We start from the raw sequence: 16426 nt of genomic DNA, 5'->3' as shown, positions 1-16426 counted from the left end.
ATGGGGAGATTCAGGAGGGTGCCGGCGCGCGCAACGCAATGTGTCACGCCGGCAAGACGGTTGACCGGGCGGCGGAGAACCCGCCTGCCCCGCATCAACCGCCGATCAGGTTCGCGACCTTGATCGTGCGCGTATCCGGCACTTCGGCGTACGACAGCACCTTCAGCTGCGGCAGGCTGCGTCGCAGGAAACGGGCGAGCATCGGCCGCAGCGCGTGCTGGACCAGCAACACCGGCGACAGCCCGAGGTTCTGCTGGCGCAGCATCGCCTTCTGGGTCTCGCCGAGCAGCGTCTGCGCGAGGCCCGGTTCGAGGCCCGGGTTCGGTCCCGTCGTGAGCGCCTGCGACAGCACGCGTTCGAGCCCGGCGTCCAGTCCCATCACCTGCATTTCGCCGCTGCCGGGGAACCACTGCTGCGTGATCGCGCGGCCGAGCGAAAGCCGCACTGCGGCCGTCAGATCGTGCGCGTCGGTCATGCGCGGCGCATGTTCGGCGATCGATTCGAGGATCGAGCGCATGTCGCGGATCGGCACCGCTTCGTCCAGCAGGTTCTGCAGGATCTTCTGCAGGGTCGTGAACGGCACCGCCTTCGGCACGATTTCCTCGACGAGCGACGGCGTGTCCTTCGCCATCCGTTCGACGAGCGCCTGCACTTCCGGACGGCCGAGCAGCTCGGACGCATGCGTGACGACGAGGTGGTTCAGGTGCGTCGCGACGACGGTGCTCGAATCCACCACCGTGTAGCCGTACACCTGCGCCTGCTCGCGCATCGACGTGTCGATCCAGATCGCCGGCAGGCCGAACGCCGGATCGGTGGTCGGCGCGCCGGGCAGCGCCGCCGTCACCTGGCCCGGATTGATCGCGAGCCATTGGCCCGGGAACGCCTCGCCGCTGCCCACTTCGACGCCCTTCAGCGCGATCCGGTAAGCGTTCGGGCGCAGTTCGAGGTTGTCGCGGATATGCACGACCGGCGGCAGGAAGCCGATTTCCTGCGCGAATTTCTTGCGGATGCTCTTGATCCGCTTCAGCAGTTCGCCGTCCGAATTCTTGTCGACGAGCGGGATCAGGCGGTAGCCCACTTCGAGGCTCAGCGCGTCGATCAGCGTCACGTCGTCCCAGCTCGCTTCCGCGTTCTCGACCGGCGTCGCCGCGGCCGGGGCCGCTTCGGCGAGCGCCGTGCTGGTCTTCTTCTCCGCCGCGCGCTTCTTCGCCACACGGCTCCACTGGATCGCGCCGCCGCCGAGCAGCAGGAAGGCGAAGTGCGGCATGCCGGGAATCATGCCCATCAGGCAGAGGATCGAGCCCGTGATCATCAGCACGCGCGGGTTCGCGAACAGCTGGCCGGTGAGCTGCGTGCCGATGTCCTCGTTGGTCGCGACGCGCGACACGATCACGCCCGCCGCCGTCGAGATCACGAGCGAAGGGATCTGCGCGACCAGGCCGTCACCGATGGTGAGGAGCGTGTAGGTCTTGCCGGCGTCGGCGAAATCCATGCCGTGCTGCACGACCCCGACGATCAGCCCGCCGATGATGTTGATCACCATGATCAGCAAGCCCGCGATCGCGTCGCCGCGCACGAACTTGCTCGCACCGTCCATCGAACCGTAGAACTCGGCTTCCTGCGAGACTTCCGAGCGGCGCTTGCGGGCGCCTTCCTCGTTGATGAGGCCGGCGTTCAGGTCGGCGTCGATCGCCATCTGCTTGCCGGGCATCGCGTCGAGGGTGAAGCGCGCCGACACTTCGGCGATCCGGCCCGCACCCTTCGTGATCACCATGAAGTTGATCACCATCAGAATGATGAACACCACGATACCGACCGCGAAGTTGCCGCCGACGAGGAAGTGACCGAACGACTCGATCACCTGACCCGCCGCGCCCGGCCCGCTATGGCCTTCGAGCAGCACGACCCGGGTCGACGCGACGTTCAGCGACAGCCGCAGCAGCGTGGAGAACAGCAGCACGCTCGGGAACGCGGCGAAGTCGAGCGGCTTCATCGTGTACATGCTGACGAGCAGCACCATCACCGACAGCGCGATGTTGAAGGTGAACAGCAGATCCAGCAGGAACGGCGGCAACGGCAGGATCATCATGCCGAGGATCATGACGATCAGGATCGGGCCCGCGAGCGCGCGCAGGTTCGTTCCGTTCAGGGCTTCAGGGCGCCTCGCGAAGAGGCCGCCTGCGGCTCGGGCGTTCATGCAGATACTCCAGTGGTGTCATCGTCGGCAGCGAAGGTGTCGGCGGCTTCCTGCGCCTCCTCTTCCTCACTCGGGCTGCCCTTGTCCATGCCCGGCGGCACGTCGAGATCGGTCGGCTTGACCGGCCTGTCGCCGTTGCCGGCGTTGAAGCGGCGAAGCTGGTAGACCCAGGCGAGCACTTCGGCGACTGCGCCGTACAGCGATCCCGGAATCTCCCGCTCCAGCTCCACGTTGTGATACAGCGCACGCGCGAGCGGCGGCGCCTCGAGCAGCGGCACGTTGTGCTCGGCCGCGATCTCGCGAATCCGCGCCGCGACCAGGTTGATACCCTTCGCGACCACCTTCGGCGCGCCCGTCGCGCCGTCCGTGTACTGCAGCGCGACCGCGAAGTGCGTCGGGTTCGTCACGACGACGTCCGCCTTCGGCACCTGCGCCATCATCCGGCGGCGCGCGGCCGCGCGCTGCGCCTGGCGGATCTTGCCCTTCACGTGCGGGTCGCCTTCGTTTTCCTTGTGCTCGCGCTTCACTTCTTCCTTCGTCATGCGCAGCTTCTTGTGGAACGTGTACAGCTGGTAAGGCACGTCCAGCGCGGCGATCACGAAGAAGCCGGCCACCGTCATCCCGCAGCACACGCCGACCAGATGCGCGGTGTTCGCGAGCGCGACGTTGAGCGGCTGGGTGGCGAGCGCGAGCACGTCCTCGCGGCGGTTCCACACCGCCGAGCCGCCGATCACGCCGATCACGAGCGTCTTCACGATCGACATGCCGAGCTGGATCGGGCCGTTGATCGAGAAGATGCGGCCAAGCCCGGTGATCGGGTTCAGCCGGTCGAATTTGGGTTGCAGCGCGTTGGTCGACAGGAGCCAGCCGCCGAGCGCCATCGGCGCGAGCAGCGCGGCGAGGCCCGTCAGCGCGAGCACAGGCAGGAGCGCGTAAAAGCCTTCCGTGCTCGCGGCGCCCGCGCCCTCCAGCATCTTGCTGGTTTCGAAGGCGGTGGCGTGGTTGAACGTGAACGCGTTGCGCAGCATTTCCTGCAGATGGGTGCCGATCATGCCGGACAGGCCCCATGCGCCGAAAAAGCCCGCCGACAGCAGCGCGAACGACGCGAGCTCCCGCGAACGCGCAACCTGCCCCTCCTCGCGCGCCTTCTGCAGGCGCCGGGGGGTGGCTGATTCGGTGCGATCGTCGTTGTCTTCTGCCACTCGGCTCTCCGCGGGTCCGGGCGGGATGCCCTTTTCCAGTGAGAGCGATTATTCCTGCTGGGCGCAACCCGTTATCTGACGATAAGCGGAGGGAAACCGGGGCATTTCGGTGTTTTACCGGTGGGGAAACGGGGGTGAGGCGGGGAAAACGGGGAAAGGGGGCCGGATAGCCGGGCGGCGCCGGCTATCCGTTTTACATCTGCAGCGTCAGAACGCGACGTAAGGCGACTGGCCGCCGGACGCCGTCTGGTCGATGCCGTAGTACATGTACCGGCCGTAGAAGAACGGCAGACCCATGTCGAGGCTCGTCGAACTGCCGTTCGTGCCGCCAAGGTCGTTGAACGCGTAGTTGCCGCTGTTGTAGAGCGTCTCGGCGTTGGCGATGTTGAAGGTGATCGTCGACGACGTGGTCGACGCACCCTGCACGGTCGCGTTCAAGGTCGTCGTCGAGCTCGGACAGTAGAAGCCCACGTAGCTGCCGCCGCACTGCGCAAGCGCGCTATCGGTGAGGAACAGGCCGTTCGAGCCGCTGTCGAAGAACGCCGCCACCTTCGTACTGTTGAACGTGCTGTTGTTCAGGTCGCCCCATGACGAGGTCAGGAACCTGGTCGCGGACGAACTGAGCGTGTTGTTCGACTGCGTGCCGATGCCGAATACCAATGTGCCCGACCCTGTGGCAGCCCCGCCCGACCCCACGGACGCCATCTCGACAATCACACCGTTGTTGTCCGTCGAGAAGTTCGGCACCGGGTTCTGGACCTGCCCGCCCGCCGTGGTGGCCGCGACGGCCGTCTGCGTGCAGCTCGTGCTGGTGGACGACGGACACGCGTAGTAGTTGCTGTTCGCGGCCGAACTCGCGCAGGCCGAGCCGCAGTCGAACGGCGCGACGCCGATGCCGAGAATGCCGTTCGCGCCGAGCTGGCTCGCCGTGCTTTCGTCCGTACCCGCGCTCGAGCACGACGACGGCACGGTGCTGCTCGACAGGTCGCCGATCACCTGCATGTTGATGTTGCTCGCCGTTTCACCGGAAATCTGCACCGTGGCCTTGCGCACGCTGCCCCACGTGTAGCCGTCCGCGAACTGCGTGCACTCGACGAGTTCGCCGCTGCCCGACGTCGGCGTGACGGTGGCCAGCGCCGACAGCATGGTCGAATTGAGCGCCGTATTGACGATGCGCAGACCGAACGAAGCGGTGTCGACCTGCACGTTGTTGACGGTCTGGCACGTCGAGGTACCCGGCGCGCATACCGTCACGCTGACGGTCGGGATATTCGCGACGTTCGCGACGCCCGTGTTGACGGCGATCGCCGCGGTGTTCGAAGCCGACGACGAGGTCGGCGTTTCATTGGGGTTGGCGGACGTCGTCGTGCTGGAACTGCTCGACGAGCCCGAACTGCTACTACTGCTGCTGCCGCCTCCGCCGCCGCATGCGGCAAGCGCCGATGCGACGAGCACGACGCCGAAAGCCTTGATCCATCCGGACAGGTTCGCTGTGAATCGCACTGTAGTCTCCTGTTCGATGGGTTACTGGATGTCCGAGGTGCTGACCCCGGACGGCAGCGCCTGCTGCAGCCACGCCTGACCGCTGAACGCGCCCATGTGACCGCCCGAATGCACGACGAGGCCGTCCTGGCTCACGTCGCCGGGCCCGCGGCCGCGCAGCTTGTGCGCGGCCTGCACGCCGGCCACATAGGTCGAGAAGTTGCTGCTGCCGAGCAGCGAACTGAGCGGCGGCATCTGCGGGCCATCCCATGCGACGCCGAACACGACGCCCGCCTGCGACACGTATTCGCGCACGACGGTGCCGCTCCCGAGCGTGATCGTCCGGACGGTGTAGGTGGATCCAGAGGAAGACGAAGCAGCGGACGTACCCGTCGTGCTGGCCGCATGCGAGACGGCCTGCGATGAGGAAACGGTGGCGCCCGCCGGCGGCGTGATCGGGCTGCCGCCGAGTTCCGCGTGTGCGGGCGATGAGAACACAGTGAACAGCAGGGCCGCTCCAGACGACACAGTCAATGCGCGTTGGATCAACCGGCCCGCATGCATGCGATGCAGGTGACGACTCGACATTACCAGGCTCCTCCCGATCGGGGACGCCGGCTCCGCGGTACGGAGCGCGGGTGTCCGCAATCCAGTCTGGGTGCGATGTTCAGACCGACTGACGGGCACCTTTCGGGGCCGGCAGGCGCTACGAAATCGCGTTGATTGAACCCGTAGTATGCCTGCCCTGGATGACGCGGTCGCGATTTTCGCGACCGGCGCGCGGGGTCAGAAGCCCAGACTTGCCAGCAGATCGTCGACTTCGCCCTGGTCCTGCATCACGTCCGATTTGCCTTCCGGATTGATCTGCGGACCGTTCATCAGCGTTTCCGGCGGCGTCGACGTCGCGAGCGCGGCCGCGTTCGCGGCGAACTGCTCGCGGCGCTCCGGCGCGATGTTCTCGACCAGCACGCCGAGCAGCTGCTGCTCGATCAGGTGCACGACGTCCATGATCTTCTTGATGACCTGGCCGGTCAGATCCTGGAAATCCTGCGCCAGCATGATTTCGAGCAGTTGCTGGTTGGTCGCCGTGGTCGCTTCCGGCATGCGGCCGAGGAACGCGCGCGTGTCGCTCATCAGCGTGCGCACTTCGGCGCGCTCGATCGGCGCTTCGTACCACTGCGCCCAGCGCGCGTCGAGTTCGCCCGCCTGCTGCTGCAGGCTTTCCTGGATCGGCTTCGCCACTTCGATCGCGTTCAGCACGCGGTCGGCGGCCTGTTCCGTCATCTCGGCGACGTACTTGAGACGATCGCGCGCGTCGGGCACCGCTTCAGCCGCCTTCTCGACGTGCTTGTCGAGCCCGAGCTCGCGCATCGAATCGCGCAGCGTGCGGGTCAGGTGGCCGATGCGGGCCAGGATGCGGTCGGAAGGGTCGACTTCCGCCACCGCGGCGGAAGTGGCGGCGTCCATCTCGGCTGCCCATGCCTCGAGCTCGGCCGCCGCTGCTGCCTGTTCGGGAGTCATCTGGTCCATGTCAGCTCCCCGCTTTGGCCATCTTCTCGAGAATCTTGTTCAGCTTCTCGTCGAGCGTCGCGGCCGTGAACGGCTTCACGACGTAACCGCTCGCGCCGGCCTGCGCCGCCGCGATGATGTTTTCCTTCTTCGACTCGGCCGTGACCATCAGCACCGGCAGGTGCGTCAGCGTCGCGTCGGCGCGGATTTCCTTCAGCATCGCGAGACCGTCGAGATTCGGCATGTTCCAGTCCGAAATCACGAAATCGAAGCCGCCGCCGCGCAGACGCGCAAGGCCGGCCGCGCCGTCTTCCGCCTCGTCGACGTTGCTGTAACCGAGCTCTTTCAACAGGTTGCGGACGATCCGGCGCATCGTCGGAAAGTCGTCCACCACCAGAATCTTCATTCCCTTGTCCATCATTTCCCTCTTGATTACCCGTAGCCGGCCTTACGGCGCGAGTGGTCCGTTCCTTTAGCCCTTGCCGGTCACCTGCGACCCGGCCGCGATTCGCGCCGGCCCGCCGGCCGGCTGCGCGCCGCGCTTCATACGTGCTTCACACGCGCTGCACGCGATTCGCGAGCCGCGCCATCACGCGCTGGCTCATCTCGGCGAGCGACGCAACCTCGTCCGCTCCGCCGAGCGCGATCGCCTCGCGCGGCATGCCGAACACGACACAGCTCGCTTCGTCCTGCGCGAGCGTGTACGCGCCCGCGTTGCGCATATCCAGCAATCCTGCCGCGCCGTCGCGTCCCATGCCCGTCAGGATCACGCCGACCGCGTTCTTGCCCGCGTGCTGCGCCGCCGAGCGGAACAGCACGTCAACCGACGGCCGATGCCGGTTCACCGGCGGCTCGTCCGACAGATGCGCGATGTAGTTCGCGCCGCTGCGGGCGAGCAGCAGGTGAGCATGACCCGGCGCGATATACGCGTGACCCGGCAGCACCCGCTCGCCGTGCTCAGCCTCTTTAACGGTAATCCGGCACAAACCATTAAGCCGTTGTGCAAAAGATTTTGTGAATCCGGGCGGCATGTGCTGCGCGATCATCACAGCCGGCGCATCCGGCGGCAGCGGCACGAGCACCTCGCGGATCGCTTCGGTGCCGCCCGTCGACGCGCCGATGATGATCAGCTTCTCCGTACTGATGAGCGGATTGTTGATGAGCGGCGCGGGCACGGCTGGGTGAGCATGTGCCGTACCATGCGCGCCCGCTGCCGGCGCGTGCGCGGTCGCAGCCTGGCGCACGCGCGCGCGGGCCGCGGCGCGAACCTTGTCGGCGAGCTTCTCCGCGTACTCCAGCATGCCGTCGCGAATGCCGACGCGCGGCTTCGTCACGAAATCGACCGCGCCCAGTTCGAGCGCGCGCAACGTGATTTCCGAGCCGCGCTCCGTCAGCGACGACACCATCACGACCGGCATCGGCCGCAGGCGCATCAGCTTTTCGAGGAAGTCGAGGCCGTCCATGCGCGGCATTTCGACGTCGAGCGTGAGCACATCGGGGTTGTGCTGCTTGATGAGTTCGCGCGCGACGAGCGGGTCGGGCGCGGTGGCGACGACGGCCATGTCCGGCTGGCCGTTGATGATCTCGGTCATCAGGCTGCGAATCAGCGCCGAGTCGTCGACGCACAGAACCTTGATCTTTTGCACAGCGGTCACGCCTCCTCTACAGTCCGGGCGTTGTTTGAATCGGTTGCACGGGGCGTCGACGAGCCGAACAGTTCGATGCGCGGCTTCGCGGCGCCCGTCGCAGCGGGTTTCGACGCGGTGCTGCCCGCGCCGAACAGTTCGATGCGCGGCTTCGTTGTGCCCGCACCGGCCGGCGCACTGCCGAACAACTCGACGCGCGGCTTCGTTGTACCGGCAGCGAACAGCTCGACCCGCTCCTTCGCGCGCGCGAGGCGTTCGGCGCGCGCTTCGGCGGTCTGCCGCGCGAGCGCCTGTTCGCGCTCGGCGACATCGGTTTCCTGTTGCAGCCGCAGCTTCTTCACCATCGCCTGACCGGTGCGCGGCATGAACGCGACCTTGCGCGGATGCGCGCCCTGCAGGTCTTCGGCGACGATGCGGATCTTTTCGAGCGCGAGGTAGCGGCGCACGAACTCCGAGTTGCGGTCGCCGATATTGATCGTCGTCATGCCGGCGAGCACGGCGCCGCCGCCAAACACCTTCGCTTCGAAGCGCTCGCGGCGGCCGCCCGCCTTGATCAGCTCGTTGATCAGCACTTCCATCGCGTACGCGCCGTAGCGCATCGAGTCCGACGCCGCCTGGCCGACATCGGCGCCGTCGTCGGGCAGCATGAAGTGATTCATCCCGCCGATGCCCGCCGTGCGATCCTGGATGCACGCGGCGACGCACGAGCCCAGCACCGTGACGAGCACCATGTCCTCGCCCGTCGTGTAGAACTCGTTCGGCAGCAGCTTCACGCCGGGGCGCTGGAAGTGGTTGTCGTAGTACAGATTGTTCGCGATCGGCAGACGGGAACTCATGCGCTCACCTCGCTCGTCGCACCTGCGTTGGCGATGCGCGCGACAGCAGTCGCACGGCCGGCGCTGGCCGGCGCGCCGACGTCGCGCGTCAGCTCGTATACGGTCTGGCCGCGCAACCGGAACGCCTGCGTCACGTACGTGAAGTTTTCCGAATGCCCGGCGAACAGCAGGCCGCCCGACTTCACCAGCGGCTCAAAGCGCGACAGCACCTGCGCCTGGGTCGGCTTGTCGAAGTAGATCATCACGTTGCGACAGAAGATCGCGTCGAACTGCTGGCGCAGACCGTAGTCGCGGTCGGTGAGATTCAGCCGCTCGAAGCGGATCATCGCGCGCAGTTCCGGCCGCACCTTCACGAGCCCGGCGTGCGAGCCGGTGCCCTTCAGGAAGAAGCGCTTGAGCCGCTCCTGCGACAGATGCTTCACCTGATCCATCTGGTAGACGCCGGCGTCGCACTTCGCGAGTACCTGCGTGTCGATGTCGGTCGCGAGCACGGTTGCCTGACGCGCGGCGTGATCGCCGAGCGCTTCGATCAGCGTCATCGCGATCGAGTACGGCTCTTCGCCCGTCGACGCCGCCGAGCACCACACCGACACCGGCTGCGGACGCTTCGTGACGAAGTTCGCAAGGATCGGGAAGTGATGCGCTTCGCGGAAGAACGCGGTCAGGTTCGTCGTGAGCGCGTTGGTGAACGCTTCCCACTCGGCCGGATCGTTCTCGGCTTCGAGCAGGTCGAGATAGTCGCGAAAGCTGTCGAGGCCGCGTGCGCGGAGGCGCCGCGCGAGCCGGCTGTACGCCATGTCGCGCTTGTGGTCCGACAGCGAGATGCCGGCGTTGCGGTGAATCAGCTCGCGGATGCGCGAGAAATCCGCCGACGTGAAGTCGAAATCGCGGCCCGCATCACCCATGATCCGGGGGGGCTCGGCGGCCCGTTCGGGCCGCTGCTGTGCGCGCGTTGCCATCAAGATGCTCCCTGCCAGCGTCGCGAAACGCCGCGCACATCGTGGTCATGGTGCGACGGACTGCCGGTCCGGCTTGCGCTCAAACAGCGCGTGTTACCTGTGCGCGGCTCGTGCCGCGCGAAAACCGAACCCTGCATATCCGTCTGCCTGCCATGTCTAGAACGTTTCCCAGTCCGCGTCGGAACCGGCCGTTGCCGGCGCGGCGGCCGTCGCCGCGGCACGCGCCGCGAGCTTCGGCTTCAGCACCGGTTCGCGACGGGTCACCGTTGCGCCGGGCTTCGCCGCCGCGGCCGGGGCAACCGCCGCAGCCTTCGCCGGGACTGCCGGGCTGGCTGCTGCGGGCGCCGACTTTGCCGCTGCCGTCACCTGCTTGACGGCCGCGGGAGCGGGCTTCTTGAATGCGGGTTTTGCCGAATGCGGCGCCGCGGCGCCCGGACGTACGCGCGCAACGATGCTGTCGCCGTTCGCCACGCGCCACGTGCTGATCACGCCTTGCAGCGAGCGGGTCTGCTCTTCGAGCGACGCGGCCGCGGCGGCCGCCTGTTCGACGAGCGCGGCGTTCTGCTGGGTCACTTCGTCCATCTGGTTGACCGCGCGGCTCACCTGCTCGATGCCGCCCGACTGCTCTTCCGATGCGGCGCTGATCTCGCCCATGATGTCGGTCACGCGGCGCACGGCCTGCACGATCTCGTCCATCGTCGTGCCGGCGCGGCTCACGAGCTCCGTGCCGCCCTCGACCTTGGTCGATGCGTCGCCGATCAGCTCCTTGATTTCCTTCGCCGCGCTCGCGCTGCGCTGCGCGAGGCTGCGCACTTCGCCCGCCACCACCGCGAAGCCGCGGCCCTGCTCGCCGGCGCGCGCCGCTTCGACGGCCGCGTTCAGCGCAAGGATGTTGGTCTGGAACGCGATGCCTTCGATCACGCTGATGATGTCGACCACCTTGCCGGAGCTCGACGCGATGTCGCGCATCGTGTCGACGACCTGGCCCACCACTTCGCCGCCGCGCTTCGCGATATCCGACGCGTTGACGGCGAGCTGGCTCGCCTGACGCGCGTTCTCGGCGTTCTGGCGCACGGTGCCGGTGAGCTGCTCCATGCTCGATGCGGTTTCCTGCAGCGACGCGGCCTGCTCTTCGGTGCGCTGCGACAGGTCGGTGTTGCCCATCGCGATTTCGCGCGCGCCGGTATCGATCGATTCGGCGTTCGTGTGCACCGTCTTCACGAGCGTGGACAGGCTGGCCTGCATCTTCCTGAGGCCGTCGAACAGGCGGCCCATTTCGTTGCGGCTCGTATGCGTGACCGGCTTCGTCAGATCGCCCGACGAGATACGTTCGAACGCTTCGATCGCATCGCTGAGCGGCTGCATGATGAGGCCGCGCAGCGCGAAGCGGATCACCACCACGAGCGCGATCGCCGCGATCACGACGCCGATGATCAGCGCGCGCATCGACGAGATCTTCGAGACCGTGTCGGACTCTTCCGCGTCCGCGCTCTGCTGCAGCGCCTTGATGACCGGCGTGGCGGCGTTGTCGTACGCGACGAACATCGTCGTGATCTTCACGTCGGCGATCGAGTGGTACGTGGTCAGGTCGCTGTTGTTGAGCGCGGCCACTTCCGGACTCACGCCGTCATTCAGCAGCGACGCGCGCTTCGCGGTGACCGCATCGATCAGCGCCTGGTCGACGCCTTTCTTCGGCGTGGCGAGGAAACCGTCCCAGTTCTGCTTCGACAGATCGAGCAGCTGCTGCGCGCGGGCGAGACCCTTCTTCGCATCTTCCGTTTCGCCCGCCGCGAGCAGCGAACTCACGCGATCGAGCGCGATGCGCGAGCGCAGCAGATACGTCGACGAATCGTTCAGGTCGCGGATCGCGATCATGTCGCCATGCGCGATCGATTCGATCGACGACATCGCGTTGCCGAGCGCCGAAAGACCCAGCGCGCCGACCGCCACCGTGAACATCACCAGGACCGCGCCGGCCGCTGTCAGCGTCGCGCGGATCGACCATCTGTCGAGCATTGAATTTCCCCTCAAACCTTTTGCGTCGGCTCGTTGCATTCGCGCGGCGCTCGCGCCGCGCGCGCGTTTCCGTCAGCCGCCGAGCGTTTCGATCAGCGCCATTTCCGGGCTGACCATCAGCTTTTCGATATCCATCAGGATCAGCATGCGGCCGTCGACCGTGCCGAGACCCGTCAGGTACTCGGACGTCAGCGTCGCGCCGAACTCCGGCGCCGGCATGATCTGCTCGGCCGTGAGCGTCAGCACGTCCGACACGCCATCCACCACCATGCCGACGACGCGATGCGCGACGTTCAGGATGATCACGACGGTCTGATGGTCGTACTCGACGCGGCCCAGCTGGAACTTGATCCGCATGTCGACGATCGGGACGATGATGCCGCGCAGGTTGATCACGCCCTTGATGAAATTCGGTGCGTTCGCAATGCGCGTCACGCTTTCGTAGCCGCGGATTTCCTGCACCTTCAGGATGTCGATGCCGTACTCTTCGGCGCCGAGCGTGAAGACGAGGAATTCCTGGCCGGTCGCGTCGGCCTGACCCGCATCGCGGCGGCCCGTCGCGCCATTCACGGCCGGACTGATGGAATGAACTTCTGCCACGTTAACCCCCAAAGGTTGCGTAGGTTAAAAACGGTCTGCGTATGCCTTGCCTGCCGCGAGGGTCAGGCGAGGCTCTTGGCCCCGTGCATGCCACGGGATTCGCGGTTGAGCGCGGCCACGTCGACGATCAGGGCGACGCTGCCGTCGCCGAGGATGGTCGCGGCGGAAATGCCGTGCACCTTGCGGTAATTGGTTTCCAGGTTCTTCACCACCACCTGCTGCTGGCCGACCAGCTCGTCGATGAGCATCGCGAAGCGGCGCCCTTCGGTTTCAAGGATGGTGACGATGCCCTGGGTCGGATCGGTGCGCGCGGTTTCGACGTCGAACACCGAATGCAGCGCGACGAGCGGCAGGTATTCACCCCGCACGCGCACCACGCGGTCGCCATTGGCGATCGTGTAGATGTCTTCGGCAACCGGCTGCAGCGACTCCATCACGAAGTTCAGCGGCAGGATGAAGATTTCGCTGCCGACCTTCACCGACATGCCGTCGAGAATCGCGAGCGTGAGCGGCAGCACGATGCGGGTCGTGCTGCCCTTGCCGGCCTGCGAATGGATCTCGACGTGGCCGCCCATCGACTGGATGTTGCGCTTCACCACGTCCATGCCCACGCCGCGGCCGGACACGTCCGTCACCTGCTCCGCCGTCGAGAAGCCCGGCAGGAAGATCAGGTTCCACACTTCGTCGTCGGTCATCGAATCGCTGACCGGCAGGCCCTGCTTCGCGGCCTTCGCGAGAATCTTGTCGCGACGCAGACCCGCGCCGTCGTCGCTGACCTCGATCACGATGTTGCCGCCGTGATGCGCGGCGGACAGCACGAGCTGGCCCGTGCCATCCTTGCCCGCGGCGCGGCGCGCCTCGACCGTTTCGATGCCGTGGTCGAGGCTGTTGCGCACCAGGTGCGTGAGCGGATCGATGATGCGTTCGATGAGGCTCTTGTCGAGTTCGGTCGCCTGACCGAAGGTGACGAGCTCCACTTCCTTGCCGAGTTTCGCCGCGAGATCGCGCACGAGGCGCGGGAAGCGGCTGAACACGTAATCCATCGGCATCATGCGGATCGACATCACCGCTTCCTGCAGATCGCGCGCGTTGCGCTCGAGCTGCGCCATGCCGTTGAACAGCCGGTCGTGCAGCGCCGGATCGAAGGTGCTCGTCGTTTCCGCGAGCATGGCCTGCGTGATCACCAGTTCTCCGACGAGGTTGATCAGCTGGTCCACCTTCTCGACGCCGACACGGATCGAGCTGCCTTCGGCATTGGCTGCGGCGGCCGGACGGCTCTTGCGGTCCGTCTCGGCCGGTACTGCCGCGGGTGCCGCCGCGACTGCTGCCGGTGCCGCGGCCGCTGCCGGAGCAGCCGCCGTGGCGGTTTGCGCGCTCGTCGCCGAAGCGGGGCTTGCGGCGGCCGGAGCCGCGCTCGCTGCTTCTGCGACAGGCGCCGCCGGTTGCGTGGGCGCATCAGCGGGCGTTCCAGGTTCGCCTTGCTGCGCCTCGCCTCCCGGCGCCGTGCCGCGACCGATCACGATCTGACTTTCGTCGATCACGAAACAGCACACGGCCACGATGTCGTCGGACGGTACATCCGAAGCCAGCCACAGCGTCAGATCGCTGCTGGTCTGCTTCTGCCCGACGATATGTCCCAGGTTGCCCAGTTCTTCGACTAGCAGAGCCTGGTCCTTCTCTCCCACTTCCCGTAGCGTAATTTTGAGGTGCGGGCCGTCGGCGTCTGACGCGCCGGTATCGGCCGGTGATGCATGTTCGATCCACTCGCCCGCGGCTTCGATCGCCTGCGTGACGACGTGCTCGGGCGTGTCGCTGCCGTCGACGAATTCGAGCACGAATTCTTTCGCCGGCGCTTCGGCTTCCACCATCGCGGCCACCGCAGCCGGTGCTGCGACCGCTTCGACTGCTGCCGGGGCTGCCGCCACCGCGCCGCCCTGACTGGTCGCATTCAGGTGCTCGAGCTTCGCGCAGATCGCGGCCGCGACCGCGCGGTCCGGCTCGGCGCTCGCGCGGTAATCGGCGAGCTGGCCCGACAGCACGTCCTTGGTTTCGAGGAACGTGTCGATCATGTCCTTGCGCAGCACGAGTTCGTTGTTGCGCGCGCGGTCGAGCAGCGATTCGAGGATGTGCGTCGTTTCCGTCAGCGCGGTGAAGCCGAAAGTGGCTGCGCCGCCCTTGATCGAGTGCGCCGCGCGGAAGATCGCCGCGAGGTCCTCGGGGTCCGGACGATTGACGTCGAGATCGAGCAGCAGCTGCTCCATCTGCGCGAGCAGCTCGTCCGCTTCATCGAAGAACGTCTGATAGAACTGAGTGATGTCGAGTGTCATGCCTGGTCACCGCGATGATTCTGTATATGGCTTGCTGCCTGTCGTACCGCTCAGGCGTGGCTGGGGGCGCCGAGCGCCGCGACCAGTTCGGTGAGCATTTCCGGATCGAACGGCTTTTCGATCCAGCCGGTCGCACCTGCCGCCCGTGCGGTCGCCTTGAACGAGTCGCCCGATTCGGTGGTGAGCACGAGGATCGGCGTGGTCTGGTAAGACGGGTTGCCGCGCAGACTCGCAATCAGATCGAGACCCGTGCGGCCCGGCATGTGCTGGTCCGTCAGCACGAGATCGAACGACGTTGCGAGCGCATGCTCGAGTCCCTCGTCGCCATCCTGCGCGAGCGTCACCTGGTAGCCGGCCGACGTCAGCGTCGCGCGGATGATTTCCCGCATTGCGGCCGAATCGTCGATTGCCAGAATGTGCCTGATCATGAAATCCTCGCTGCACCCTTCTTTGTCTTGCCACGCTGAACGCTTCATCTCGTTGCGTCCGGCGCGCCTCCTGTTGCCTGCTGCCTGCTGTGCACCGCCATGCGATGTGCGGCACGTCATGCCCGCTTTACGTCCTTCCACGGGATTTCTTTAGAACTGCTTTGTTACGGGGTTTCCCCCGCAACCGGCTGCGCAACCTTCTGCAGCAGCGGCGCGGCGGCGCCGCTCATGCCCACGCCCGCGCCTGGCTTCGTGCCGACGTTGGTGCCCGTGTTCGCGCCAGCCGCGTCGTTCGACAGCGTGGTCGTGGTCGTGTCGTCGTGCGTCAATGCCTCTTCCGAGCGCTTGTTGAGCACGATGATGCTGATGCGCCGGTTCTCGGGGTCGAGCGGATTCGCCTTGTTCAGGTTCTGCGTCGACGCGAGACCGAGCACGCGCAGCACTTTCGATTCGTCCATGCCGCCCGCGATCAGCTCACGGCGTGATGCATTCGCGCGGTCGGCGGAGAGTTCCCAGTTGCTGTAGCCCTTCTCGCCGCCCGCATACGGCACGGCGTCCGTGTGGCCCTGCACGACGATGCGGTTCGGCACGTCGTTGAGGGTCTTGCCGATCTCGCGCAGGATGTCGCGCATATACGGTTCGACGTCGTTGCTCGCGGTCGCGAACATCGGCCGCTTCTGCGTATCGACGATCTCGATGCGCAGGCCAGTCAGCGTGGAATCGATACGGATCTGCTGCTTGAACTGGCGCAGCACGGGGTTGGCCTCGATCGCGGCCATCAGCTTGATCTGCAGGTCGTGCAGGCGCGCCTGCTCCTGGCGTTCGAGCGCGCCCTGCAGGCGCCTCACCGCGTCGTCTTCGCCGGCGGCGCCGCGGGTCGCCATCTGCTGCGCTTTCGCGGCTGCGGTCGCGGCTTCGTTGAAGTGCGACACGCCGTCCTTGTCGGTGGAGAGGTCGCGGCCGCCGCCGTTGAGGATGCTGGAGTCTTCGGCGCTGCGGTCGCCGCCCCACAGCGTGATCTTGAGCGGCTGGTTGAAGTAGTCGGCGATGCCGCGCAGCTGCACGGTGCTCGCGGAACTGAGCAGCCACATCAGCAGGAAGAACGCCATCATCGCGGTCATGAAGTCCGCGTACGCGAGCTTCCATGCACCGCCGTGGTGACCGCCCTTCTTCTGGTTGATCCGCTTGACGACGATCGCGCGGTCTTTGTCGTTGGCCATATAG

General features: G+C 66.4%; 14 protein-coding genes. All 14 read right to left on the bottom strand.

The window, feature by feature from the left end; genetic code table 11:
• Window positions 1-94: 94 nt before the first annotated feature.
• The gene (gene flhA, locus DVS29_RS18315; RefSeq protein WP_118181900.1) at window positions 95-2197 is read right to left on the bottom strand and encodes a flagellar biosynthesis protein FlhA; all 2103 of its coding nucleotides are present in this window, start codon (window positions 2195-2197) and stop codon (window positions 95-97) included.
• A complete protein-coding gene (flhB, locus tag DVS29_RS18310) occupies window positions 2194-3399 on the bottom strand; it encodes a flagellar biosynthesis protein FlhB (protein ID WP_118181899.1) in 1206 nt (401 codons plus the stop codon). Before flhB ends, flhA begins: the two co-directional genes overlap by 4 nt.
• A gap of 207 nt (window positions 3400-3606) precedes the next feature.
• Window positions 3607-4902: a DUF3443 family protein gene (locus tag DVS29_RS18305; protein WP_118181898.1), complete on the bottom strand. Its 1296-nt coding sequence runs from the start codon at window positions 4900-4902 to the stop codon at window positions 3607-3609.
• Window positions 4903-4923: 21 nt separating this feature from the next.
• The gene (locus DVS29_RS18300; RefSeq protein ID WP_240655677.1) at window positions 4924-5469 is read right to left on the bottom strand and encodes a DUF2844 domain-containing protein; all 546 of its coding nucleotides are present in this window, start codon (window positions 5467-5469) and stop codon (window positions 4924-4926) included.
• 198 nt (window positions 5470-5667) lie between these two features.
• Window positions 5668-6411: a protein phosphatase CheZ gene (gene cheZ, locus DVS29_RS18295; RefSeq protein ID WP_420816126.1), complete on the bottom strand. Its 744-nt coding sequence runs from the start codon at window positions 6409-6411 to the stop codon at window positions 5668-5670.
• Window position 6412: 1 nt separating this feature from the next.
• Entirely contained in the window at window positions 6413-6808 is a 396-nt protein-coding gene (gene cheY, locus DVS29_RS18290) for a chemotaxis response regulator CheY (protein ID WP_118182015.1), read from the bottom strand.
• Window positions 6809-6944: 136 nt separating this feature from the next.
• Window positions 6945-8036, bottom strand: a complete 1092-nt coding sequence (locus tag DVS29_RS18285; RefSeq protein WP_164707942.1) for a protein-glutamate methylesterase/protein-glutamine glutaminase — start codon at window positions 8034-8036, stop codon at window positions 6945-6947.
• A 5-nt stretch (window positions 8037-8041) separates the two neighbouring features.
• On the bottom strand, window positions 8042-8872 hold the full coding sequence (gene cheD, locus DVS29_RS18280) for a chemoreceptor glutamine deamidase CheD (RefSeq protein ID WP_118181896.1): 831 nt from the start codon (window positions 8870-8872) through the stop codon (window positions 8042-8044).
• Window positions 8869-9834 (bottom strand): CheR family methyltransferase, encoded by a 966-nt coding sequence (locus DVS29_RS18275; protein ID WP_118181895.1) that lies wholly within the window; start codon window positions 9832-9834, stop codon window positions 8869-8871. The genes cheD and DVS29_RS18275 overlap by 4 nt, the downstream gene beginning before the upstream one ends.
• 153 nt (window positions 9835-9987) lie before the next feature.
• On the bottom strand, window positions 9988-11847 hold the full coding sequence (locus DVS29_RS18270) for a methyl-accepting chemotaxis protein (RefSeq protein ID WP_118181894.1): 1860 nt from the start codon (window positions 11845-11847) through the stop codon (window positions 9988-9990).
• Window positions 11848-11919: 72 nt separating this feature from the next.
• Complete coding sequence (locus tag DVS29_RS18265) at window positions 11920-12447, bottom strand: chemotaxis protein CheW (RefSeq protein ID WP_118181893.1); 528 nt, start codon at window positions 12445-12447, stop codon at window positions 11920-11922.
• Between the two features lie 62 nt (window positions 12448-12509).
• A complete protein-coding gene (gene cheA / locus DVS29_RS18260; protein WP_118181892.1) occupies window positions 12510-14774 on the bottom strand; it encodes a chemotaxis protein CheA in 2265 nt (754 codons plus the stop codon).
• A 50-nt stretch (window positions 14775-14824) separates the two neighbouring features.
• A complete protein-coding gene (locus DVS29_RS18255) occupies window positions 14825-15202 on the bottom strand; it encodes a response regulator (RefSeq protein WP_118182014.1) in 378 nt (125 codons plus the stop codon).
• Window positions 15203-15366: 164 nt separating this feature from the next.
• Window positions 15367-16422 carry a flagellar motor protein MotB gene (gene motB / locus DVS29_RS18250; protein ID WP_118181891.1) on the bottom strand — a complete coding sequence of 352 codons (1056 nt, stop codon included), beginning with the start codon at window positions 16420-16422 and terminating at the stop codon, window positions 15367-15369.
• Between the last annotated feature and the right edge of the window lie 4 nt (window positions 16423-16426).

It is taken from the genome of Paraburkholderia phosphatilytica (assembly GCF_003443895.1).
GTDB classification, from domain to species: Bacteria; Pseudomonadota; Gammaproteobacteria; order Burkholderiales; family Burkholderiaceae; genus Paraburkholderia; species Paraburkholderia phosphatilytica.
The sequence above is the reverse complement of the archived record's forward strand: the minus strand, read 5'-3'. Positions and strand labels throughout refer to the sequence as shown.